Below are 24,277 nucleotides of genomic sequence, written 5' to 3' on the forward strand. Positions count from 1 at the left end.
CGTATGAAACAGCTACAATACTACATATCATATGAAAGGTGCCTGTGAAAATTCTCCGCAGGATAATAGGGAAAAGGGTGCAAATCCCATACGGTCCCGCCGCTGTAAGTGGGGAGCAGGGCTCAATAAATCACTGGGAAACCGGGAAGAGGAGCTGCTGTGAAGATACACGAGTCAGAAGACCTGCCTTTCATAAGGAAGTTCGATTCGCCTTTGGCTCATCGAACGGCTAATTTACTAATTCAGGCTACGCCTTCATTAAGTAAATTATGCCTGCGATGCATCTGGTTACGAGCGATGACCAGATGCCGGGAAGTCTTTTTGTTGTATAAAGATTTACCCTGTGAGCGCCGGTCTGATGAGTGGGAATCATCGGAATCAGGTGCTTATTTTATTGGAACACCCTTCGGGTATACCTTTACCTCCGATAAAGCGGGATGGGCCTTACCCAAAAAGCTGGGTGGAAAACGGAAAGGAGAATGAAAATGAGTAAGAAAGAAAAAAGAGTCATGAAACTTGTCATTGCATTTGCCCTGGCCTTTGGAATTGTTCCAAGCGCCTATGGAATGCACATTATGGAGGGGTATCTTCCAGTGGGATACTGTATCGCCTGGGGGGCCATTTGCGTACCGTTTCTGGCAGCGGGATTCTTCTCCATCAGGAAGAGGCTTCAGGAGAACAGGAAAACCATCACCATACTGGCTATGTCGGGAGCTTTTATTTTTGTCATATCATCCTTAAAGATCCCGTCCGTAACCGGAAGCTGTTCCCATATGACAGGAACCGGCCTTGGAGCACTTTTATTCGGGCCGTCCGCAGTCAGTATTCTGGGAATGATCGTGCTGATATTCCAGGCCATATTACTGGCCCACGGCGGACTTACGACGCTGGGAGCCAATACCTTTTCCATGGCAATTGCAGGACCGTTCGTCTCTTTTGGAATTTATAAATTATTAAAAATGCTGAAGGTAAATAAACTGGTCAGTATTTTCCTGGCAGCAATGATCGGTGACCTGTTTACATATTGTGCAACTGCCATTCAGCTTGCACTTGCTTATCCATCGGAAGCAGGCGGCGTATTTGCTTCTACCGTTAAGTTTTTAGGGGTATTTGCACCAACCCAGCTTCCCCTAGCAATTATTGAGGGAATCCTCACCACAGTGATCATCATCACACTTGAAACGTATGCACTTCCGGAACTGAAGGCAATTGGATTTTCAAAGGAGGTTCAGTAATATGACCAGTAAAAACAAAACGATCGTAGCAACTCTCCTGATTTTAGCTTTCCTGATTGCAGCGGTTCCCCTCTTTGCCTTAAAGGGAGCCGAATTCGGCGGTTCTGATGATGCAGGAAGCCAGATGATATCGGAGATCCAGGGAACGGAATATGAGCCATGGTTTACACCGGTCATGGAAACCTTCATCGATGGAGAGCTTCCCGGAGAAGTGGAAAGCCTGCTCTTTTGTATCCAGACCGGTATCGGTGTTGGCGTTCTGGCCTTTTTTATGGGACGGTTCGTGGAACGGAAGAAATGGCAGGAAAAAGGGAAATAATGAGATAGGATAAGAATTTAATAGGATAAAAGCTGATAGAGGGTGTCTTAGAGGAAAAAACCTTTAAGACACCCTCAAATTACAATGCTATATATGCATTTCATTTACATGAATAATCGCGCCTAATATATTAGAATCATTATTATAACTGCATTTATCAATTCTAGTTGTTATAAATTCCTCGCCCTTAAAATAGCTCTTACAAGTGCTCTGAAACTTTTCTCTGACAGCTTTGATAAACCAGGCTTCTTCTGAAACTCCTCCGCCGATACATATGATTTCCGGATTATAAAATACAGCAATTGTCAGCAATTGAATGGATATATTATTAATCCATTCATCAACTGCTTCTTTAGCAGTTATATCTCCATGTAAATATTTATCACATACTTCGTTTCCATAGATAACCTTATCTTCTGAAGTTAACTTACTGTTATATATTTTAATCAAAGCTGTCATAGAGCAATAATCCCCTTGACAGTCAAGAGCCCCAGTTTTAAAATTCATGAATGGCAAGTGGTGAAATTCTCCCGCATAGCCATCCTTACCATATATAACACCTTTCTCATCACATAAACACCCGCCGGTGCCTGTTCCGATGATTAAAAATGCAGAAGAGCGGCTCCCTTTTGCATTTCCTATTTTAAATTCACAAAGGCCGGCGGATTTGGCATCATTGATTGTTGCCACCTTCTTATTTGTCCTTTTTCCTATTTCACAATTAACATTGCTATCCTTCATGATACATACATTTGCAGCAGCATAAGATTTTACATTGGAATTTTCATCAATGAGCCCTGGAGCGCTTACTCCTATATTTTTTATTGAGTTAAGGTCTCTTATATTTGAACATATGTAATCATAAAATTCATGTATGCTGTCAAACTTCTGGGTTTTAGCTTTCCAACGGTCAACAATATGGTACGTTTCATCTGCTAATGCATATTTAATAAATGTTCCGCCTATATCAATCCCTAAACAATATTCCATATCCCTCTCCTTAGCCCACTGATTATTCTTTTATTCTGTGAAACGAATACTATGAAAACACTTTCCCCTTCATTATTATTAGAATATCTCAAAAGAAGTGGATTCGTCAACGGGAAAATGATATACTATTTCTATCTTTTATAAGAGGTGAAAAACAATGAAAAAAATGATTTCTTGGAATGTAAACGGCCTTCGCGCCTGCGTGGAAAAGGGCTTTTTGGATTATTTTAACGAAGTAGACGCGGATGTATTTTGTATCCAGGAGAGCAAACTCCAGGAGGGACAGATCGAACTTGATCTTCCCGGTTATCATCAGTACTGGAATTATGCGGAAAAGAAAGGCTATTCAGGGACTGCCATATTTACGAAGGAGATGCCTTTGTCAGTGGCTTATGGAATCGGTATAGAGGAGCATGACAGGGAAGGCCGTGTGATCGCAGCTGAATATCCGGAATACTATGTAGTTACCTGCTATACCCCTAATTCCCAGAATGAGCTGGCTCGTCTTCCTTACCGGATGACATGGGAGGAGGCCTTCTTCGCCTATTTAAAAAAGCTGGAGGAGAAAAAGCCGGTGGTTTTCTGCGGAGACCTCAATGTAGCTCATAAGGAAATCGATTTAAAAAATCCTAAGACCAACCGGAAAAATGCAGGCTTTACCGATGAAGAAAGGGAGAAGTTTACCCTCCTTTTGAAAAATGGTTTTATTGACACATACCGTTATTTCTATCCGGAGCTGGAAGGTGTATACTCCTGGTGGTCTTACCGGTTTAGCGCCAGGCAGAAAAATGCAGGCTGGCGCATTGACTATTTCTGCGTTTCTGAAGGCTTAGAGGACAGGCTTATAAGCGCGGACATCCATACCGAGGTCTTAGGCTCCGACCACTGCCCTGTGGAGCTTGTGATCCGTTAGAGAGTATCAGACAGGAGAGAACGATTAGGAATGAATTTACTGACAATTGAACATTTAACAAAATCATATACGGAACGTCTGCTTTTTGATGATACCAGCTTCAGCATCAATGAAGGGGATAAGATCGGGTTGATCGGTATTAACGGAACCGGAAAATCCACTTTGCTGCGGATCGTGGCAGGTCTTGAGGAGCCGGATCAGGGGACTGTGGTAAAGGGGCGGAATTTAGATATCCGTTTTCTGTCTCAGAATCCAGTCTTCCATGAAGGTGATACCATTTTAGAGAGCATTGTCCGGGATAATGAAGGGCATGAGCATGTCTGGGATTTGGAAAGCCAGGCAAAGGCCATGCTGACCAGACTGGGATTTACGGACTTTGATTCCAAGGTGGAGACCTTATCAGGAGGACAGAGAAAACGGGTGGCATTAGTCAGCGTCCTTCTTGGAAATACCGATTTACTGGTCCTTGACGAGCCTACCAACCATTTAGACAGCAGCATGGCGGACTGGCTGGAGGACTATTTAAAGCGCTTTAGAGGGGCGCTTTTAATGGTGACCCATGACCGGTATTTTCTGGACAGCGTTACCAACCGGATTGTGGAGCTGGATAAGGGAAAGCTTTACAACTATCAGGAGAACTATGAAGGGTATTTAAAGCTTAAGGCAGAGCGTATGGACATGGAGGCGGCCACAGAGCGGAAACGCCAATCCATCCTTAAAGTGGAGCTGGAATGGATGCAGCGTGGCGCCAGAGCACGTTCTACCAAACAGAAGGCCCATATCCAGCGCTATGAGAATCTTCGTGACCAGGAGGGGATTAAGATTGATCAGACGGTGGAACTGGATTCCGTTTCAAGCCGTCTGGGGCGTACCACAGTGGAGCTTAATGAGATCAACAAAGCCTTTGGGGAAAAAGTTCTGATGAAGGACTTTACTTATGTGTTCTTAAAAAATGACCGCATCGGCATCATTGGGCCTAATGGAAGCGGCAAGTCCACGTTGATGAAGATCATAGCAGGGTGGCTGGAGCCTGATGCTGGGGCGGTCACCATAGGCCAGACTGTGAAAATGGGATATTTTTCTCAGGAAAGCGAAGACATGGATGACAGCGTTAAGGTCATTGATTACATCCGGAATGTGGCGGAGTATGTAAAGACAAAGGATGGAAGCATAAGCGCCTCTCAGATGCTGGAACGCTTTCTGTTTCCCTCAAGCGTTCAGTACACCACCGTCAGTAAACTGTCCGGCGGGGAGAAAAGAAGGCTTTATCTGCTCCGAATCCTTATGGAAGCGCCGAATGTGCTTTTGCTTGACGAGCCGACCAATGATCTGGATATCCAGACTCTGACGATCTTAGAGGATTATCTTGACAGTTTTCAGGGGATTGTAGTGGCAGTTTCCCATGACCGGTATTTTCTTGACCGGGTCGTGCGCCGGATCTTTGCCTTTGAGGGCCAGGGCCAGGTGACTCAGTATGAGGGAGGCTTTACCGATTATCAGGCGGCATTTCAGGAGAAATATCCGGAAGGTCTTCCGGGTCAGGGAGAGGAAGCTGCAAAAAGTTCGGAGGCCACGGAAAAAAAGAGCAAGGAAAAGCCAAGAGGAGAGCGGAAGCTTAAATTTTCCTTTAAGGAACAAAGGGAATGGGAAACCATAGAGGAGGATTTGGCGGCTCTGGAAGAAAAGATCGAAGCCCTGGACAGGCAGATGGGAGAAGCTGCAAGCGATTACACCAAGCTGAATAGGCTGATGGAGGATAAGACAGAGCAGGAAAGGCTGCTGGAAGAGAAGATGGAGCGTTGGATGTATCTAAACGAACTGGCAGAACAGATTGAGAACCAATAAGAAGCACGATAAAAGTCAGCAGAAACCATTCCGGGATCGGACCAAGAGACGGAGGAGATAAGCGATATGGAACAGTATAAGATTGCAAAGCATGAGATGGGAACCTATTCTATGGGGCTCTCAAGGGTATCCGGCGGAATCCGTCTGAGTGTGGCTGCACAAGGTGAAGAATGCAGGGTCCTTATCTATAGGACCGGAGATGAAACACCGGTGCAGACTCTTTCCTTTCCTGCAGAGTCCAGAAAAGGTGATGTATGGAACATAACCATTTTGGGTGAGGATTTTAATAATCTGGAATACTGCTTTGAAATTGACGGAAAACTGTTTTCAGATCCTTATGGCACGAGATTTACCGGACGGGAGGTATGGGGAGATCTTGAACAAGCTTCCACTATTTTAAGAACTCCCATCGAGTTTTCTGATTTTGATTGGGAAGAGGATAAGCTTCTTCAGATTCCGTATGAAGACAGTATCATATACCGGCTTCATAACCGGGGTTTTACTAAGCACGCCTCTTCCAAAGTAAAGAACAGAGGGACCTTTGATGCCATACGGGAAAAGATCCCTTATTTGAAGGAACTGGGCATTACTGCGGTGGAGCTGATGCCGGTGAATGAATTTTCCGAGGTTATCATGCCGGAGCCTGTGTATGGGAACCCTTTTGGTGTGGATAAACCGGTTGGAAAATTGAATTATTGGGGATATGCGTCAGGCTGGTATTTTGCACCTAAGGCCTCCTACGCCTCTATAAAGGCCCCGGCTTTGGAGTTTAAAGGCCTTGTGAAGGCTCTTCATAAGGAGGGACTTGAGTTGATCGTGGAGCTTTTCTTTACCGGAAAGGAACCGCCCTCCTTTGTACTTGATGTGGTTCGGTACTGGGCGGATGAATTTCATGTGGACGGGATTCATCTGGTGGGAACCCCACCCCTTTACCTTCTTGAACGGGATCCCTATCTGAGCCGGATCAAGCTGTTTGCGGTTTCCTGGGACAAGGTCTTTGAAGGAAAGGTTAAGCACTTAGGAGAGTATAACGATGGCTTTCTGGTGGATATGCGCCGGGTATTAAAGGGTGACGAGGAACAGATGAAAAACCTTGCATTCCGCACCAGGAGTAATCCGGGAGGATACGGCGTCATTAATTATATGGCCAATACCAACGGATTTACTATGATGGATATGGTATCTTACGATACCAAGCATAATGAGGAAAATGGGGAGAAAAACCAGGATGGCAATCCCTATAATTATTCCTGGAACTGCGGGGTCGAAGGGCCAACGAAACGGAAAAAGGTAGTGGAACTTCGGAAAAAGCAACTGCGCAACGCATTCCTTCTTTTGTTTTTGAGCCAGGGAACGCCCCTTATTATGGCTGGAGATGAATTCGGCAATTCCCAGTCAGGCAATAATAATGCATATTGCCAGGATAATGAAGTGTCGTGGCTGAACTGGAATCTGGTTAAGACCAATCAGGATATTCTGGAGTTTGTAAAGGCAGTGATCGCATTCCGGAAGGCTCATCCGGTGTTCCATATGCCGAAGGAGCCGAGGATCATGGATTATCTGGCATGCGGATTTCCGGATGTTTCCTATCATGGAATAAAGGCATGGTGCCCGGAGTTTGATAATTTCCGGCGTCAGCTCGGAATCTTTTACTGTGGGGAATATGGAAGAAAACCGGATGGGACTGCTGATGACAACTTCTATGTGGCTTATAACATGCACTGGGAACCACACGAGTTTGATCTTCCTAATCTGCCGAAGAAGGAGCAATGGCATGTGGTCTTTCATACGGATAAAGGGGAAGAAAACGGCATGTACCCGGAAGGCAGGGAGCCAGCGGCAGAAGGGAAACGGTTTCTGGTTCCGCCAAGGTCCATCGTGGTTTTTATAGGAAATTAAGGGCAATCAATCGATTGCCCTTATTTTTTTATGTATTTTTCATGAGCACATTTTTGTTTGTTTTAAAAAGACAAATTTAGGTATCAATTAACATAGAAAATAAAGCTTAATTATAATAATTAATAAAAGTCAGTGATATATTGCATAAAAGAGGTGGGGCAATGCAAGTTATTGAAAAGCGCGCGTTCAATTTATTGCAGCATTTGCTGAATGACAGAAATTTTTCCGTTAGCAAGGCCATGGATTTATTAGGCTGTTCCAAAAGGCAGATTGAATACGATGTGAGTAAGATCAATGAGCTTCTGAAAGAAAATGAGATTGAACGAATCAGATTGTCAAGAGGGAGATTTCTGATTAATAAGGATACAATTGACAAAGTAACGAGGTTAAACCTGCCCCATCAGAAATTCATTGTTAATGGGGAAAATAAAGTCTGGATGATCTGTATTCAGATTTTTTGTACAAGAGAACCTTTGGGGTTGAATCATTTTATTACGAAGCTGCAATCAAGTAAGAATACGGTATTAGGTGATTTAAAGAAAATCGCAAAGATAGGCAGTCAGTATAAGGTAGAATTAAAATATTCAAGAAAATTGGGTTATTACTTTGAAGGTGAGCCCATTAAAATCCGATCTCTGGTATTGCTGTCAATTATTAACTTGAAAGACAACTTTTTATGTAGAGAACTGATCTCGCTGGCAGTGTCGGACAATTCTTATGAAGCTGTATTTGAAGAAACAAAAGACAAGGTAGAGTCCTTGATTAAGGAATTTAATTTGCCGATCATGAAGGAATATCTGATCCTGGTGATCTATTTTATCAGTTTAATGCCCTATCACGGTCAGTCAATTTCATACGTATCCCCCATGATTCATGAACCCATGTGGAACCACCTCCCCCTTTATGCAGCTGTAACAGCTTTTTATGAGTCACTGTCGTTTCATTTGTCCAAGGAAGAGATTGACTATTTGTTTGTACTTTTGTTAAGCATGTCGTTAGGAGATAACATGTATTTCCAGCTTTACGATTGGAGATGTGCCAAGGCCTGATTAACCGTTTTGAAGTTATCACGGGAACTGTGGTGCAGAAGAAGGCGGGCATATCAGAAAACATGCTGATGCATTTACGTTTGGCCTATTTTCGGCTGAAGTATGGGATACCGGTAGTGAACCCGGCATTGATGCAGGTTAAAAAAGAGTACGGAGAGGTATTTGACATATGCAGATTGGTGCTGGAGCCCTTTGGGGATTATTTGGACTGCTTGATTCCCGATGATGAGATTGCCTATATTGCCTTGCATTTCATGACGGTAATGGATTTGCCGGATCAGGATAAGATCAGAAAAAGAGCGATTATCGTATGCCAGAACGGACTTGCAAGCTCTGTTATGATGAAAAACCAATTAATAAAAATATTTCCTGAAATAAACGTTGTGACTACCTGCAATGCAGAAGAGTTCAAAGGGATTCCGCTTGAAACTTATGACATGGTTTTTTCCACTACCGAGGGGATCGATGTACCTGAAGAGAAGTATTTGTTCGTGTCCTCCCCCATTTTAACGGTGGAAGAAAAATTCATAATAAGTGAGGCGGTATATTCTTCGGTATTTGGAATCAGATCAGAAGCTAATGTAACAGTTCCTTCCATCTTGGAAATCGTAGAGAAATACGCAATGATTCATGATCAAAAAGGATTAAGCAGCGACTTAAAGAACCTCTTGCAGAAGAAGTATAAAAAAGAAAGCAACAGAGAAGGAGGATTACCTGTGATAAAAGACCTTCTTACGAAGGAAACCATACAATTTGCTTCCCATGTGAACAATTGGGAGGAAGCAATCTGGCTGGGGGCAAGGCCTTTATTGGAGAATGGTTCCATAACAAAAGATTATATCAATGCAATGATAGATAATGTAAGGGGCTTTGGTCCCTATATCGTAATATGTCCCTATGTTGCGATCCCTCATGCACAGAATCAATCAGGGGTCAATAAACTGGGAATGAGTTTTTTGAAGCTGGAAGAAGAGGTTTGCGTGCTGGATAATCCCCAAAAGCCGGTTAAGGTATTCATTACCATTGCGGCGATCGATAATTACACACATTTAAGAGCGCTTGCCCAATTATCTAATATTTTAACTAACGAAGAGACCAGGAAACAATTCGTAGCTTGTAACTCAGTGGAGGATGTCATCAAAGTGCTAGATATTGATGAAGAATAATAAAATGAGGTAAATATCATATGAAGATATTGGCAGTTTGCGGTTCAGGGCTTGGAAGCAGTTTTATGATGGAAATGAATATAAAAAGTGTGTTAAAGGAGATTGGGGCAGCAGGAATTGAGGTGGATCACAGTGATTTAGGGGGTGCGACACCGGGAACGGCAGATATCTTTATTGCAGGAAGAGATATCGCGATGGCAATGACCCATTTAAAAGGAGTCGTAGAGCTTGATAACCTGCTTGATAAAAAAGAATTGAAGGAAAAATTGGAAGAGTCCTTAAGGAAACTGAATGTAATCTGATTGCGCAAAGAGAGGAGAAGACAATGGCTGTTTTAAATATAATACAGGAAATTCTTTCGACCCCTGCAGTATTAGTGGCATTAATTGCTTTGATAGGTCTATTGCTGCAAAAGAAACCCGCGGCAGATACTATCAGAGGTACCATAAAGTCATTTCTTGGTTTTATCGTGTTATCGGCAGGTGCAGATGTGATCGTCACATCTCTGGCTCCGTTAGGAGGCATGTTTCAGGAGGCGTTTCATACGGCAGGAGTTGTGCCTAATAACGAGGCCATTATTGCGGTGGCATTAAAAGAGTATGGCCAGGTTACTGCCCTGATCATGTTTTTCGGAATGTTCGCCAATATCTTAATTGCCCGTATTACCAGATTTAAATATGTTTTTCTCACAGGACACCATACTCTTTATATGGCCTGTATGATTGGTGTTATCTTAATTACCATCGGCATGTCTACCGCTGCGACAGTCGTGGTGGGAGCGGTTGCTCTTGGAATTGTAATGGTGCTGTTCCCTGCCCTGGCACAGCCAACGATGAAAAAGATAACGAAATCCGATGAAGTGGCTTTCGGACATTTCAGCACCATCGGATATTGGTCTTCTGCAATGATCGGTAAATTAGTAGGGAAAAATTCTAAGTCCACGGAAGAGATAGAATTCCCTAAATCACTTGCATTTTTAAGAGACAGTTCCGTATCTATTTCCCTGACTATGGTCATCTTTTATCTGATTCTTGCACTCTTTTGCGGACCGGATTATGTAAAGAACAACTGGTCAGACGGAACGAATTATATAATGTTTTCCATTACTAAAGGAATTCAGTTTGCGGCAGGAGTATTTATCATTTTACAGGGAGTGCGCCTGATCCTTGCAGAAATTGTGCCTGCATTCAAGGGTATTTCGGAAAGGCTGATTCCCAATGCGAAACCGGCGTTAGACTGCCCGATTGTGTATACCTTTGCGCCTAATGCTGTATTAATTGGTTTCTTTTCCAGTTTTGTAGGCGGGATCGCAGGTATGGTAATGCTTATTCTTACCGGAGGAATCATCATATTGCCGGGAGTTGTGCCTCACTTCTTCTGTGGTGCTACGGCGGGAGTTTTCGGCAATGCCAACGGAGGGGTAAAAGGAGCTGTATTTGGGTCCTTTATAAACGGTTTAATGCTGACCTTTGCCCCCCTTCTCTTAATGCCATTGCTTGGTGATCTGGGTTACCAGGGAACAACCTTCTCTGATCTGGATTTTATAGCCTCCGGATTCTTGATCGGTAAAGCCGGGCAATTAGGGCCTATAGCTGCTACCATATTCGTATTTGGGGTATTGGCAGTCATGGTCGCTGTTTCAATTAAGAAACCTGGGAGAAAAGAATCAGAATCATGATACATAAAGAGGAGGGCTGTAATGCCTGATGGTATGTTCAGGCATTACAGCTCTTCTTTCTCCGGAAGACAGGATTTTCTGTCAGAGATTAAAGAAAGAGGGATTGGAATGGAGTATAAGGAGCTGCAATTAATAGCCAATGATATCCGCAAGGGAATCATTGAGGCCGTATATCATGCGGGCTGCGGACATCCGGGAGGGTCTTTATCCGCAGCAGAAGTACTGACATATCTGTTTTTTAAAGAGTTGAATATTGATGAAAAAGACCCGGGAAAGGAAGACCGGGACCGGTTTATCTTATCAAAGGGTCATATAACGCCAGGGTACTATGCAGTTCTGGCTAACCGTGGATTCTTTCCTGTGGATGAATTATCGGCTTTTCGGAAAATAGGTTCCAGGTTACAGGGGCATCCCGATATGAAGAAAACGCCTGGCGTGGATATGTCCAGCGGCTCTTTGGGACAGGGTATCTCCGTTGCTGCCGGGATGGCTTTGTCAGGAAAGCTGTCTTTAAAAAACTACCGCGTCTACGCGCTGGCAGGTGACGGGGAAATACAGGAAGGGCAGGTATGGGAAGCTGCCATGTTTGCAGCCCACAGGAAATTAGACAATCTGGTCGTGATTGTAGATAATAATAAACTCCAGATAGACGGAACCGTTGAGGAGATCTGCTCTCCATATCCCATTGACAAGAAGTTTGAGGCTTTTGGGTTTCATGCCGTGACAGTTGATGGCCATAATTTTGGGGAACTGGAAGAAGCCTTTTTGGCAGCAAAGCAGGTAAAAGGGAAACCAACGGTCATTATTACGAAGACAATAAAGGGAAAAGGCATCTCATTTATGGAAGATAATTTGTCCTGGCATAGCGGCGTACTGAATGAAGTACAGTATCAGCTTGCTATGGACGAATTGGAAAGGGAAAGGAAGTTGTTATGTCAGGGATCATAAAGAAGGCGACCAGAGACAGTTATGGGGAAGCATTAGTGGAATTAGGCAATATCCATGAAGATTTACTTGTATTGGATGCTGACCTGGCTTCTGCAACGAAGACCGTTTATTTTAAAAATGCATTTCCTGACAGACATATCGACTGCGGGATAGCAGAGTGCAATATGATGGGGGTTGCTGCAGGCTTGTCTTTAACAGGTAAAGTTCCCTTTGCCAGCTCCTTTGCCATGTTTACGGCAGGCCGTGGGTTTGAACAGATACGCAATTCCATTGGATACCCCGGTTTAAATGTAAAAATCGGAGCCACTCACGGAGGGATTTCTGTAGGAGAGGATGGAGCCACGCATCAATGCAATGAGGACTTTGCTCTCATGAGGACCATACCGGGAATGGTTGTCATATGTCCTTCGGATGACATTGAAACAAAAGAGGCGGTAAAGGCAGCATATAACCATAAAGGGCCTGTTTATTTAAGATTTGGAAGAGTCCCTGTTCCTTCTGTTAATCAGAGGGAAGACTATCATTTTGAGATTGGCAAAGGGGTCGTATTAAAAGAGGGCAGGGATATCACTGTGATTGCAAATGGAATCCTGGTTAATGAAGTTCTGGAGGCAGAGAAGGTATTATCGGAAAAGGGGCTCCAGGCACAGATAATAAATATCCATACCATTAAGCCTCTCGATAAGGATTTAGTAATCCAGTCAGCAAAAAAGACAGGAAAAATAGCAGTAGTAGAGGAACATTCCATTATCGGGGGATTAGGAAGCGCGGTGTGTGATGCCCTGTCTGAACATTATCCGGTCCCCGTTTTAAAAATAGGCGTGAATGACGTCTATGGAAGATCCGGCTCTGCAAGAGAACTGCTAAGAGAGCATGAACTGGATTCAGAAAGCCTGGCAAATCGCATTCTTAATTTTTATAATGAGTAATAATTCGCTTTTAAATATTTAAAGAAGACACACCATGGAGGAAGATTGCCTTGGTGTGTTTTCTTATGCAGTTTTTTCAGGGAAGGCTGTATGGAATCGCTGGACTGAGGGGAACCGTATAATCTTGACAATTTCTTGACATGGTACCTTTTCATTTTAACACCGTCTTGATTTTTTCTCTGATATGATTGTGAGCACAGGGAGAAGAAAAATAAATGAATCAGGAGAGGAAATCATGGGAGCTATATTGATGCTCGTGAGCATTATCGGTGTTTTATTGTTAATTTATTTATTTTACATTTTATTTCGAGGTGATCAGTTATGAGCCATATTATTTTGCAGGATATATTTTATATTGCTGTTTTAATCGGATTGTCCGTTCCTTTGGGCATTTATATATACAAGGTTATGACAGGGCAAAGGGTATTTTTAACACCTGCCCTCGCCCCTGTGGAAAAGGAGATTTATAAGCTTATGGGCATTGCCGCCGAGGATGAGATGAACGCAGGAAAGTATGCGCTTTCCGTTTTTTTATTCAGCGGGGCAGGCTTTGTTTTTCTTTTCAGTTTAATAATGCTGCAGGGATTTTTGCCATTTAATCCGGAGGGTTTGAAGGGAACCAGCTGGCATCTGGCCTTTAACACAGCCGCCAGCTTTGTTTCCAACACCAACTGGCAGTCCTATTCAGGCGAATCCACCCTGTCCTATTTCACCCAGTTTTCAGGTCTTGTGGTCCAGAACTTCGTGTCGGCTGCAACGGGGATTGCCGTCCTCTTTGCCCTAATCAGAGGCTTTGTCCTGAAACAGAAAAAAACCATTGGTAATTTCTGGGCAGATTTAATAAGGTCCACGCTTTATATCCTGATCCCGATTTCTTTTCTCGTGGCTTTGCTGCTTGTTTCCCAGGGGGTGGTACAGACGTTTGGTTCCTACAAAGAAGTTGCCATGCTGGAAAATGGAGCCTTGCAGACAATACCCTTAGGTCCTGCGGCAAGCCAGATCGCGATCAAGCAGCTTGGAACAAACGGAGGCGGCTTCTTTGGTATGAACTCTGCGTTTCCTCTTGAGAATCCAACTGCCTTCTCGAACCTGATACAGGTTCTATCTATTCTGCTGATTCCTGCGGCGCTTTGCGTAAGCTTTGGAAGGGCAGTAAAAGACGGCAGGCAGGGGCGGTCAATTTATATTACCATGATGATTTTCTTTGTCGCAGCTCTTGCTGCCATAACTGCCAGCGAGCAGTTTGCGGCACCTGTGTTTGAACATGCAGCGGCCGCCGGCAGCATGGAAGGCAAGGAGGTAATTCACGGTGTCGGCGCTTCCTCCTTATGGGCAGTGGTGACCACGGCCGCATCAAATGGCTCCGTGAATGCGATGCACGACAGCCTTACTCCTCTTGGAGGAATGGTTTCCATGTTCCTTATGCAGCTGGGTGAAATTGTATTCGGCGGCGTGGGAAGCGGACTTTATGGAATGCTTGCATTTGTACTTCTTACCGTTTTCATTGCGGGCCTTATGGTTGGCCGGACTCCGGAGTACCTGTGGAAAAAGGTAGAACCCTTTGATATGAAGATGGTTTGCTTAATTGTCCTTGTTCCCCCGCTTCTGACGCTTATAGGAACTTCCGCAGCCGTCTCTATGCCTGGTGCCAGGTCATGGCTGACCAATTCAGGAGCTCATGGATTTTCAGAGATTTTGTATGCCTTTTCTTCCATGGCGAATAACAACGGCAGTTCCTTTGGAGGGTTCTACGGGAATACCCCGTTTACCAATATTTTAGGCGGGATCATTATGCTGATGGTTCGGTTCATTCCCATGACAGCCGTTATTTTCCTTGCCGGCAATATGGCAAGGAAGAAAGCGGTAGCCGTCAGTGAGGGCACATTGTCCACTAGCAACGGCATATTTATAGGACTTTTGACCGGAGTTATCCTTATCATCGGTGCGCTGAGCTTTTTGCCGGCGCTGGCCCTTGGTCCCATAGCCGATTTCTTTACAATGCAGTGACAGAAGGTGATTAGAATGGAAAAAAATAGTGTTGATAAAAGCATCTTTTATGATGCGCTGAGACAGTCCTTTGTAAAGCTGTCTCCCAGGGTGCAGGTGAAGAATCCTGTCATGCTGGTCGTTTATATAGGAGCAGTCCTAACTGGCGTTTTATATTTTCTTTCCTTTGCAGGGCTTAAGGATGAAAATTCGGGTTATACCTTAACCATATCCCTGATTTTATGGTTTACCGTCCTGTTTGCAAACTTTGCAGAAGCGATTGCAGAAGGGCGGGGGCGGGCACAGGCAGACAGCCTGCGAAGTGCCAAAAAGGATGTAAAGGCAAGAAAACTGAAAACAACATCCAATATTGACGATTATACCGAGGTTCTTTCCAATACCCTGAAAAAAGGAGATATTGTATATGTCAGGGAAGGGGAGCAGATTCCAATGGATGGGGAAGTGATCGATGGGGCTGCCTCCGTGGACGAAAGTGCCATTACCGGTGAATCTGCGCCGGTCATCCGGGAATCCGGCGGAGACCGAAGTGCTGTAACAGGGGGAACCACCCTGGTGTCTGACTGGCTGATCATCGAAGTAACGGCGGAAGCTGGAGAAAGCTTTCTCGATAAAATGATATCCATGGTGGAAGGTGCGTCCAGGAAGAAAACGCCTAATGAGGTGGCTTTGCAGATTTTGCTCATAACCCTTACCATTATCTTTCTTGTGGTAACGGCAGCCTTGCGGCCCTTTACCGGCTTTGCAAGCCTCCAGGCAGGAACGGGTTCTGCCATCTCCATTACCAATGTCATAGCCCTTTTGGTGTGTCTTGCGCCTACTACCATTGGTGCGCTTCTATCCTCCATCGGCATCGCTGGCATGAGCCGCTTAAATCAGGCCAATGTTCTGGCAATGAGCGGGCGGGCCATTGAAGCTGCCGGGGATGTGGATGTACTGCTGCTTGATAAGACCGGGACCATTACCTTGGGAAACCGCCAGGCAAGCGAATTTCTGCCGGTGGCTGGTGTCACAGAGCAGGAGCTTGCCGATGCGGCCCAGCTATCCTCTTTAGCAGACCAGACGGCGGAAGGAAGAAGCATTGTGGTTCTGGCAAAGGAACGGTTTGGGATACGGGGCAGGGAGCTTTCGGCTCTGGGTGCAAGCTTTGTGGAATTTACAGCAAAAACAAGGATGAGCGGAATCGACTATCAAGGAAATGAGATCCGGAAAGGTGCAGCTGATACCATCAAAGACTATGTGCTGGAAAAAGGCGGCAATTACCCGGAGGAATGTGAAAAGCTTGTAAAGCGTGTCGCTGAGGCAGGTGGTACTCCACTTGTGGTGGCAAAAAACAATCAGGTGATGGGTGTGGTCTATTTAAAAGACATCGTCAAAAACGGCGTTAAAGAACGTTTTGAAGATCTGCGCAAAATGGGAATTAAGACCATTATGATCACCGGTGACAATCCCATGACGGCGGCGGCTATCGCTGCAGAGGCGGGTGTTGATGACTTTCTTGCGGAGGCTACGCCGGAAGCAAAACTGGCCCTCATCCGTGATTACCAGGCCAAAGGCCATCTGGTTGCCATGACCGGAGACGGCACAAATGATGCTCCTGCCCTGGCGCAGGCAGATGTTGCGGTGGCCATGAATTCAGGAACCCAGGCTGCCAAAGAGGCAGGAAACATGGTGGATTTAGATTCCAGTCCTACCAAGCTCATTGATATTGTCCGGATCGGCAAGCAGCTTTTGATGACCAGAGGCTCATTGACAACCTTTAGTGTGGCAAACGATGTGGCAAAGTATTTTGCTATCATTCCTGTACTGTTTTTCGGCATTTACCCCCAGCTGGAAGCCTTGAATTTTATGAGTCTGACCAGTGCCAAAAGTGCCATGCTTTCAGCGATCATTTATAATGCACTGATCATTATTGCACTGATTCCCCTGGCTCTTAAAGGGGTAAAATACCGGGAGCTGCCGGCTGAAAAGCTGCTGACAAGGAATTTGCTGGTCTATGGCCTGGGCGGAATCTGCGCGCCTTTTTTCGCAATCAAGCTGATCGATATGATTCTGACCGTGTGCGGTCTTGCGTGAGGTAAAGAGAAATTATGAAAATCATGAAATTATTCAGAACCGCTGTTGTGTGCTTTTGCATAATGACCATATTATGCGGTATCATTTATACGGCTGCAGTTACGGGGGCTGCCCAGCTGCTGTTTTCGGATCAGGCAAACGGCAGCATGATCGTTGTCACCCAAATGGATGGAACACAAAAGGAATATGGATCCCAGCTGCTGGCCCAGGAGTTTACAAAGCCCCAATATCTTATTGGAAGGCCCTCCGGCGTGTCAAACCTCTCCCCTGTCAGCAAAGAGCAGCAGACCCTTGTTTTGGAACGCATAAACTGGTGGCATTCCTTTGACCCCGGCAATCAGAAAGATATTCCCATGGATCTGGTTACGGCATCAGGAAGCGGTGTTGATCCCCACATTTCCCCTGAAGCGGCAGAATACCAGGTGGCAAGGATTGCAGCCGCCAGGAATTTGACAGAGGATGAAGTGAGAGGCATTATTAAGACCTGTACAAAGGGGCGCTTTCTTGGATTTATCGGAGAGCCGGGTGTCAATGTTTTAAAGGTGAATTTGGCTCTTGATGGTTTGCTGCAGATAAAAAAAGTGGTATGATATCTAAAAAGTAAGGTGGTGGTATTCGGATGGAATCCTTTGATTACAGACCTGACCCTGACGCGATTTTAGAGGATATTCAAACGCACCGGGACCAAAGGCCGGGCAGGTTAAAAATATTTTTTGGATATGCTGCCGGTGTAGGAAAAACCTTTGCAATGCTTGACGACGCCCAGGAACGCCTAAAAAGCGGGATCGACGTTTTAGTCGGCTATATCGAACCTCATACCCGTCCTGAGACCATGCAGAAACTGCATGGTCTGCCGGTGCTTCCGCCTAAAACTGTATCATACCGCAATATAGAGCTAAAGGAATTTGATTTAGATAAGGCTCTGGAACTTAAGCCGGAATTGATTCTAGTGGATGAGCTGGCCCATACCAATGCAGAGGGCGGGAGAAATAAAAAGCGTTATCAGGACATTGAAGAGCTTCTGGGAGCAGGGATTGACGTATATACAACCGTGAATGTCCAGCACATGGAAAGCCTAAATGATGTGATCGAGAACATCACAAAGGTAAGGGTCCGGGAAACTGTGCCGGATTATATCTTTGACCGGGCGGAAAAAATCGAATTGGTGGATATTGAACCGGACGAACTGCTTCGCCGCCTGGAGGGAGGAAAGATTTATCGCACTGACCGGGCGGAAACGGCCATGCAGAATTTTTTCATACAGGATAATCTGAGGCTTTTGCGGGAGATCGCTCTGCGCTGCGCAGCAGATAAGATCAGCTTGGAAAATCAGAGTGAGCGGAGCTTATCCGATAAAATGGCCAATACCAAGCTGCTCGTCTGCATCGGCGCCTCCCCTTCTTCAGCAAAATGCATCCGGTGGACGGCTCGGGCGGCGGAGGCATTTCATGCGAGCTGGGCCGCATTATACGTGGAGAGCACGGAAAGTGAGGACCTTAGCGCTGAGCAGCAGAAGACCATCCGGTCGAACCTGGACCTGGCGGAGAAGCTAGGCGCTGAGCTTGTCAACCTGACTGGACATGATATTGCAGCCACTGTGTCAGAATATGCCAAGCTATCCGGTATCACAAACATCGTGGTGGGTAAAAGCAGGAATAAAAAAACACTTAAAAATCTGTTCGACATGGATTTTGAAGATAAACTAATCTCTCTTCTGCCTAATATAGAAATCCATATCATACCTGGTAGCGTTGCCAAACGCAAATATAAAGAGCCAAGAAAAAAAGCGAAACATGACAGTTTTCATTTTTCCTGGACGGACACTGTGAAAGCACTCTCTATTTTAGTTGGCGCCACCTTGTTGTCCCTTTGGCTTCACAGGCTAAATATTATGAACCAGAATATCATTATGGTTTATATTTTCTCCGTTTTACTGGTTTCCCGAATGACGGAAGGATATTGGCACGGAGTGATTGCTTCTGCGGTCAGCGTACTGACCTTTAATTTCTTTTTTACAGAGCCTTATTACACTTTTAACGCAATCCAATCCGGCTATCCCCTGACCTTTGTTATCATGCTCCTAGTCGCTTTAATTACAAGCACATTGACTGTGCGCATGAAAGCGGAAGCCAGGCTGGCGGTGAAAAGAGAACACCGTACTGAAATCCTGTATGAGATCAATAAAAAACTGCTTGCCACAAGGGGCCTTGACCGGATCGTGGCTCTTACAAACGACTATGTGGTCAAGCTGTTTGAACGTTCTATCATTTTTTTTACTACGGATCCTGAACATGGAGAGAATGGCGAAGTCGGGCAAGCGGCAGATGATATCGGATCCGCTGTCTTAAACTCCGCTGATGAAAAGGCGGTTGCACACTGGGTATTCTTAAACCAGAAGCGGGCTGGAGCAGGAACCGATACCTTAATGGGGGCGGCAGCGTTTTATATGCCGGTGATCTCTCAGGGGAAGGTTCTTGCCGTCTGGGGAATTTCCTGCGGAAAAGGAAGCCTTGACCATAATACCCGCCTGTTTTTGCGCATGATCGCTTCCCAGGTGGCAATGGCCTTGGAGCGGCAGCACCTTTCCGATGAACAGCGGAACATTATGGTGGATTCGGAAAAGGAAAAGATGCGCAGTACCCTTTTGCGGGCAATATCCCATGATCTGCGTACGCCTCTTGCAGGTATCTTAGGTGCCAGCTCCGTGATTCGGGAAAACAGGAAGATGCTAGATGAAAGTACCCAGGACAGCCTGATCGCCAACATACAGGAGGAATCACAGTGGCTCATACGGATGGTGGAAAATCTGCTTTCCGTGACACGGATCAATGAAGATGCCTCCAATCTTAAGAAGAGCCCGGAAGCGGCGGAGGAGGTCGTAGGGGAGGCCGTCAGCCGTATCAAACGAAGATTCCCCCAGAGCAAAATCCTTGTTTATGTTCCGGAGGAATTTTTAGAGGTCCCAATGGATGGAACCTTAATTGTGCAGGTGCTGATAAACCTTCTTGAGAATGCTATAAAATATTCTCCGGCTGATTCTCCCATTGAAGTCCGTTTGGAGAGGGAAGGAACATGGGCCAGATTCGAAGTACTGGACAGAGGGAGGGGAATTCTAAGTGAAGATCTTCCCCATCTGTTCACAGGTTATAAGCCAAACGAATGCAGGAGTGCCGATTCCTCAAGAGGAATGGGAATCGGCCTGTCCATCTGCAAAACCATTGTCAATGCGCATCAGGGAAGCTTAAGGGCGGAAAACAGAAAGGACGGAGGAACTGTATTTTGCTTCACTCTGCCCTTGAAAGGAAGTGAGTAAATATGGATATAAAACCGATGGTGCTGATCATTGAAGACGAAGATGCGATTTGCAATTTTATATCAGCCATCCTGACCTCAAATTGTTATCAGGTGGTTAAAGCCAAATCAGGAAGGGAGGGGCTTTCCCTGTTTACCTCCCGAGTTCCCGATATTATTCTTCTGGATCTTGGACTGCCGGATATTGATGGAGTAGAGATCCTTAAAACCATACGTCAATGGTCAAAGACTCCTGTGATTGTGGTTTCCGCCCGTGGTCATGAACGTGAGAAGGTGGCTGCCCTAGATTTTGGAGCTGATGATTACATTGTAAAACCGTTTGGAACCTCAGAACTCCTTGCGCGGATCCGGACGGCTATGCGGCACAGCCCTCAAACAGCCGCCGCAGAAGCTCTGGGGGATGAAACGTTTATCACTGGGAAGCTTGAAATCGATTATAACAAACGGGTCGTATACAAAGATGGAGAAAAAATCCACTTAACGCCTATTGAATATAAGCTGTTGGTTTTACTGTCCAAGAATGCAGGCAAGGTGCTTACCCATGATTTCATCATACGGGAAATATGGGGGGTTTATACCGATGAAAGCCATACCCTTCGCGTCAACATGGCGAATATAAGGCGTAAAATAGAGGAGAATCCAGGAGTACCTCAATATATTCTTACGGAAATGGGTGTTGGGTATCGGATGGTGGAGGAATTAGAGGAAGGGTAATTTTACATTTGTTATATTTGGCATCATATTTATATAGACTCACACAATAGGCGGCTGTCGAGCGAGTTACTCGTGTCAGTCATACCAGCGGTTTTGGGATTGCTGAAAGAGAAAATGAAGCAAAGAGAAGACTGAAGAGAAGAACGAATATAATCATGGAATAAGGCGCCCTGTCTAACAAGAAATTTTATCAGACAGGGTGTCTTTGTCATAATAAAGTGTAGCTTACAGGGAAAAACGGCTCTTAATCTTCAGGATAAATAAGCTGGTCGTCATCAATTCCGTACAGCACAGAATCAAGGAATTTTCCAGCCAGGTATTTTGCCATTCCCAGATTCATGTCCAGGTAATTGCCGCAGTCTCTTGCAGCTGCTCCTGGCACCTCGCCTTCAAAATCCCGGATGAATTCGTACATTTCCGTGATCAATGGAACAATGTCTCTGGACCTGTAATCACCGGACAGCAGAAGGTAAAAGCCGGTACGGCAGCCCATAGGACCAAAGTACAGGATCCGGGCAGCAAAGAATTCATGGTTACGCAGGAAAGTGGCTCCCAGATGTTCCATGGTGTGGATTTCCGCTGTATTCATAACAGGCTCAAAATTGGGGCGGGTCATGCGGATATCAAAGGTGGTAATGACAGAGTCCCCGGCCTGATCCCTGCGGGAGACATAGATGCCTGGAAGAAGTTTTAAATGGTCGATGGTAAAGCTTGTTATTTTTTCCATGGTTATCATGTCCTTTCTTAACATGGCTGCTTACGATTTGCGGGATGCTTATCCCATGGTAAAATTATAATAAATAAAACGATCCCATGCAATAGGAAACAAATGATGTTTATTATCTTTTGGAATGTTGTGGGAAATAGACAGAAATTACCCGGATATATCTGGATTATTTTCTATATTGACAGGATTTCTTCATGCTGATAAAATGATAATATGGTAATACCTTATGAAAGCGAGAGAGAATATGGAACTTCACCCAATGATAAAACCCAATTTAAGCAGCTCAGTTAAGAACTATCTTTATAAGTATATTCGAAGTTTGGATTTAGAGGGAAATACGAAGCTGCCGCCGGAGAATGAACTGTCTTCGAATCTTGGAGTCAGCAGGGTAACAGTGCGCCGGGCATTGGATGAACTGGAGAAGGAGGGGATAGTCCTAAGAATTCATGGAAGAGGAACATTTGTCAATCCGGAAGCTTTAAATATCCAAGTGAATCTTATGCCGGGAGAAGAGTTCTCGAGGCTGATTGAATCCTGTGGTTATAAAGCAACCGTTGAAGTTGCGGATGTCAGGAAATTGAAAGCCGACGGTAAGGTTGTACGGATTCTTCAACTGGATGATGGGGAAGAAATCTATGAAGTTGAAAAGATTTATTTAGCGAATGGACATCCAGCCATTATAAGCATCGACCGTTTTGCATGCAGTTTGGCAGGAGATGACTTGCAGCGAGAGGCTGCCGAAGGGACATCTACCTTTGAGATTTTAAGAAAATCTGGCGGATGCTTTATTGTTAGAGATAAGATCCGGATAGAAACCATGAACCGCATGGAGATGGAGCAGGAAACTGTTTGCGGACGGAAGATGGAGTGTGACAGTGTTCTGGTATTTCATGGGATAAATTACAATCAAGATAACAGACCGGTTATTTATGATACTGAGTTTTATGATACGAAATACATAAAGTTCAGTCTTCTAAGAGTAAAGAATGTATATGAGGATGAGATTTAGTGAAAGAATAAAGTGCTGTAAAGGTACTTTATTTTTTAAAGAATGATAAGGTAATACCATATTATCATACTAACATATAAAGAGAGGACAAAATTATGGGGGATAAGCTGAATCAATTTTTTCATCTTTCAGAGAGAGGGACGAATATTAAAACAGAGATATTGGCGGGAACCACAACATTTTTAACCTGTGTCTACATTGTGGCAGTAAATCCTGGAATCTTATCGGCCGCAGGAATGGATACAAAAGCAGTTTTCTGGGCAACCGCTGTGGCATCGGCCATTGCCTGTATCTGGATTGGAGTCTGGGCGAATCTGCCGTTTGCACTTGCACCTGCCATGGGACTGAATGCCTATTTTACATATTATGTATGCAACACGCTTGGGCTTCCATGGCAGAATGCATTGGCCTGCGTAGCTATATCTGGAATTTCGTTTATGTTTTTAAGTATATTTAAGGTACAGCAGAAAATTGTGGATGCCATGCCGGACTGCATCAAGCATTCCGTGGGTTCGGGGATTGGCTTTTTCATCGCATTTACTGGGCTCATGCAATCGGGAATCGTTACATCTTCACCGGATACGCTGCTGACGCTGGGAGATTTAGCCAATCCTGGAGCCCTTCTTGCACTCTTTGGGATTTTCCTTACGGCAGTCCTGGTGATCAAGAGGGTCAGAGGAGCGATATTGATTGGGATCCTGGTTGTGACTGCCCTTGGCATTCTGGTAAAGGATCCAGTGACAGGTATTGCATATACAGTGATTCCGGACCGCATCATTTCCTTTGATAATCCGGTGGCGGCTATGGCGCCTACATTTGGTAAGCTGACGTTAAAGGGGTTGTTTTCAGGAACACCGGAAATGGTGCTGGGAGTAATTTTCGCTATTGTCAGTTTCCTGTTTGTGGATCTGTTTGATAGTATCGGTGTTCTTCTTGGTGTTTCATCAAAGGCCGGCCTGATGGATGAGAAGGGGAATATCCCGTGCGCCGGTAAGGCGTTGTTTGTAAGTGCCGGCGGAGCGGCTGTCGGGGCACTGTTAGGAACGAATACGGTGACGATTTATGGAGCAGAAAGTGCAACTGGGATTAACGAAGGCGGTAGAACCGGTCTTACCGCTTGTGTGACAGGAGTACTGTTCTTGTTCACACTGTTTTTATCGCCGTTGTTTCTTATGATTCCATCGATTGCTACTGCACCAGCCCTGGTTATGGTAGGGATATTTATGATAGAGCCGTTAAGAAAACTTCCGCTTGATGATGTTTCCGTCGCACTTCCGGTATTTCTCACAGTGGCCTTCATGCCATTTTCCTATAATATTGCATATGGAATCCTGTTTGGATTAATCGGATATACCATAGGGCAGGTTGCCGCAGGAAAGGCAAAGGAAATGACAAAGACAGTATGGGTGCTGACGGTTATCTTTATTGTGTATCTGGTACTGGAGATTATTTTATAGGAGGGAA

The 24,277-nt window shown here is 44.9% G+C and carries 20 protein-coding genes and 1 riboswitch; of the genes, 18 read left to right on the forward strand and 2 right to left on the reverse strand.

Translation table 11 applies throughout. The features are described 5' to 3' along the window. Positions 1–19 precede the first annotated feature (19 nt). Positions 20–205: riboswitch (cobalamin riboswitch) on the forward strand. 280 nt (positions 206–485) lie between these two features. Beyond that, entirely contained in the window at positions 486–1,235 is a 750-nt protein-coding gene (locus H171_RS20730) for an energy-coupling factor ABC transporter permease (protein WP_100306821.1), read from the forward strand. Position 1,236: 1 nt separating this feature from the next. Beyond that, positions 1,237–1,554 (forward strand): energy-coupling factor ABC transporter substrate-binding protein, encoded by a 318-nt coding sequence (locus H171_RS20735; protein ID WP_100306822.1) that lies wholly within the window; start codon positions 1,237–1,239, stop codon positions 1,552–1,554. An 87-nt stretch (positions 1,555–1,641) separates the two neighbouring features. On the opposite strand, the gene H171_RS20740 is transcribed toward H171_RS20735, so the two are convergent. Next, positions 1,642–2,544, reverse strand: a complete 903-nt coding sequence (locus tag H171_RS20740) for an ROK family protein (protein WP_100306823.1) — start codon at positions 2,542–2,544, stop codon at positions 1,642–1,644. A gap of 157 nt (positions 2,545–2,701) precedes the next feature. Here H171_RS20740 and H171_RS20745 point away from each other — a divergent pair, with 157 nt between their 5' ends. The 14 genes from H171_RS20745 (at position 2,702) to H171_RS20815 (ending at position 21,077) form a co-directional block, all read left to right on the forward strand. Further along, entirely contained in the window at positions 2,702–3,457 is a 756-nt protein-coding gene (locus H171_RS20745; RefSeq protein WP_100306824.1) for an exodeoxyribonuclease III, read from the forward strand. A gap of 30 nt (positions 3,458–3,487) precedes the next feature. Further along, on the forward strand, positions 3,488–5,302 hold the full coding sequence (locus tag H171_RS20750) for an ABC-F family ATP-binding cassette domain-containing protein (protein ID WP_100306825.1): 1,815 nt from the start codon (positions 3,488–3,490) through the stop codon (positions 5,300–5,302). A 66-nt stretch (positions 5,303–5,368) separates the two neighbouring features. Continuing rightward, positions 5,369–7,201: an alpha amylase C-terminal domain-containing protein gene (locus H171_RS20755; protein ID WP_100306826.1), complete on the forward strand. Its 1,833-nt coding sequence runs from the start codon at positions 5,369–5,371 to the stop codon at positions 7,199–7,201. A 161-nt stretch (positions 7,202–7,362) separates the two neighbouring features. Then, on the forward strand, positions 7,363–8,250 hold the full coding sequence (locus H171_RS20760) for a BglG family transcription antiterminator (RefSeq protein ID WP_100306827.1): 888 nt from the start codon (positions 7,363–7,365) through the stop codon (positions 8,248–8,250). After that, on the forward strand, positions 8,235–9,416 hold the full coding sequence (locus tag H171_RS20765) for a BglG family transcription antiterminator (RefSeq protein ID WP_100306828.1): 1,182 nt from the start codon (positions 8,235–8,237) through the stop codon (positions 9,414–9,416). Before H171_RS20760 ends, H171_RS20765 begins: the two co-directional genes overlap by 16 nt. A gap of 20 nt (positions 9,417–9,436) precedes the next feature. After that, positions 9,437–9,718: a PTS sugar transporter subunit IIB gene (locus H171_RS20770; protein ID WP_100306829.1), complete on the forward strand. Its 282-nt coding sequence runs from the start codon at positions 9,437–9,439 to the stop codon at positions 9,716–9,718. A gap of 23 nt (positions 9,719–9,741) precedes the next feature. Continuing rightward, positions 9,742–11,094 carry a PTS ascorbate transporter subunit IIC gene (locus tag H171_RS20775; RefSeq protein WP_100306830.1) on the forward strand — a complete coding sequence of 451 codons (1,353 nt, stop codon included), beginning with the start codon at positions 9,742–9,744 and terminating at the stop codon, positions 11,092–11,094. Between the two features lie 108 nt (positions 11,095–11,202). Beyond that, the gene (locus tag H171_RS20780) at positions 11,203–12,042 is read left to right on the forward strand and encodes a transketolase (protein ID WP_100307608.1); all 840 of its coding nucleotides are present in this window, start codon (positions 11,203–11,205) and stop codon (positions 12,040–12,042) included. Next, positions 12,027–12,971: a transketolase family protein gene (locus H171_RS20785; protein ID WP_100306831.1), complete on the forward strand. Its 945-nt coding sequence runs from the start codon at positions 12,027–12,029 to the stop codon at positions 12,969–12,971. Before H171_RS20780 ends, H171_RS20785 begins: the two co-directional genes overlap by 16 nt. Positions 12,972–13,292: 321 nt before the next feature. After that, a complete protein-coding gene (gene kdpA / locus H171_RS20795) occupies positions 13,293–14,978 on the forward strand; it encodes a potassium-transporting ATPase subunit KdpA (protein WP_100306833.1) in 1,686 nt (561 codons plus the stop codon). 15 nt (positions 14,979–14,993) lie between these two features. Next, a complete protein-coding gene (kdpB, locus tag H171_RS20800) occupies positions 14,994–17,051 on the forward strand; it encodes a potassium-transporting ATPase subunit KdpB (protein WP_100306834.1) in 2,058 nt (685 codons plus the stop codon). Between the two features lie 14 nt (positions 17,052–17,065). Then, positions 17,066–17,641, forward strand: a complete 576-nt coding sequence (locus H171_RS20805; protein WP_100306835.1) for a potassium-transporting ATPase subunit C — start codon at positions 17,066–17,068, stop codon at positions 17,639–17,641. Positions 17,642–17,670: 29 nt separating this feature from the next. After that, on the forward strand, positions 17,671–20,364 hold the full coding sequence (locus H171_RS20810; protein ID WP_100306836.1) for a sensor histidine kinase: 2,694 nt from the start codon (positions 17,671–17,673) through the stop codon (positions 20,362–20,364). Between the two features lie 2 nt (positions 20,365–20,366). After that, the gene (locus tag H171_RS20815) at positions 20,367–21,077 is read left to right on the forward strand and encodes a response regulator (RefSeq protein WP_100306837.1); all 711 of its coding nucleotides are present in this window, start codon (positions 20,367–20,369) and stop codon (positions 21,075–21,077) included. 244 nt (positions 21,078–21,321) lie between these two features. On the opposite strand, the gene H171_RS20820 is transcribed toward H171_RS20815, so the two are convergent. Continuing rightward, the gene (locus H171_RS20820; RefSeq protein WP_100306838.1) at positions 21,322–21,804 is read right to left on the reverse strand and encodes an S-ribosylhomocysteine lyase; all 483 of its coding nucleotides are present in this window, start codon (positions 21,802–21,804) and stop codon (positions 21,322–21,324) included. 226 nt (positions 21,805–22,030) lie between these two features. Between H171_RS20820 and H171_RS20825 the strand changes: the two genes are divergently transcribed. Continuing rightward, on the forward strand, positions 22,031–22,813 hold the full coding sequence (locus tag H171_RS20825) for a GntR family transcriptional regulator (protein ID WP_242977033.1): 783 nt from the start codon (positions 22,031–22,033) through the stop codon (positions 22,811–22,813). 95 nt (positions 22,814–22,908) lie between these two features. After that, the gene (locus tag H171_RS20830; RefSeq protein ID WP_100306840.1) at positions 22,909–24,270 is read left to right on the forward strand and encodes an NCS2 family permease; all 1,362 of its coding nucleotides are present in this window, start codon (positions 22,909–22,911) and stop codon (positions 24,268–24,270) included. The last annotated feature ends 7 nt before the right edge of the window (positions 24,271–24,277 follow it).

Origin of the sequence: [Clostridium] celerecrescens 18A (assembly GCF_002797975.1) — a bacterium.
In the GTDB taxonomy this organism is placed as follows: Bacteria; Bacillota; Clostridia; order Lachnospirales; family Lachnospiraceae; genus Lacrimispora; species Lacrimispora celerecrescens.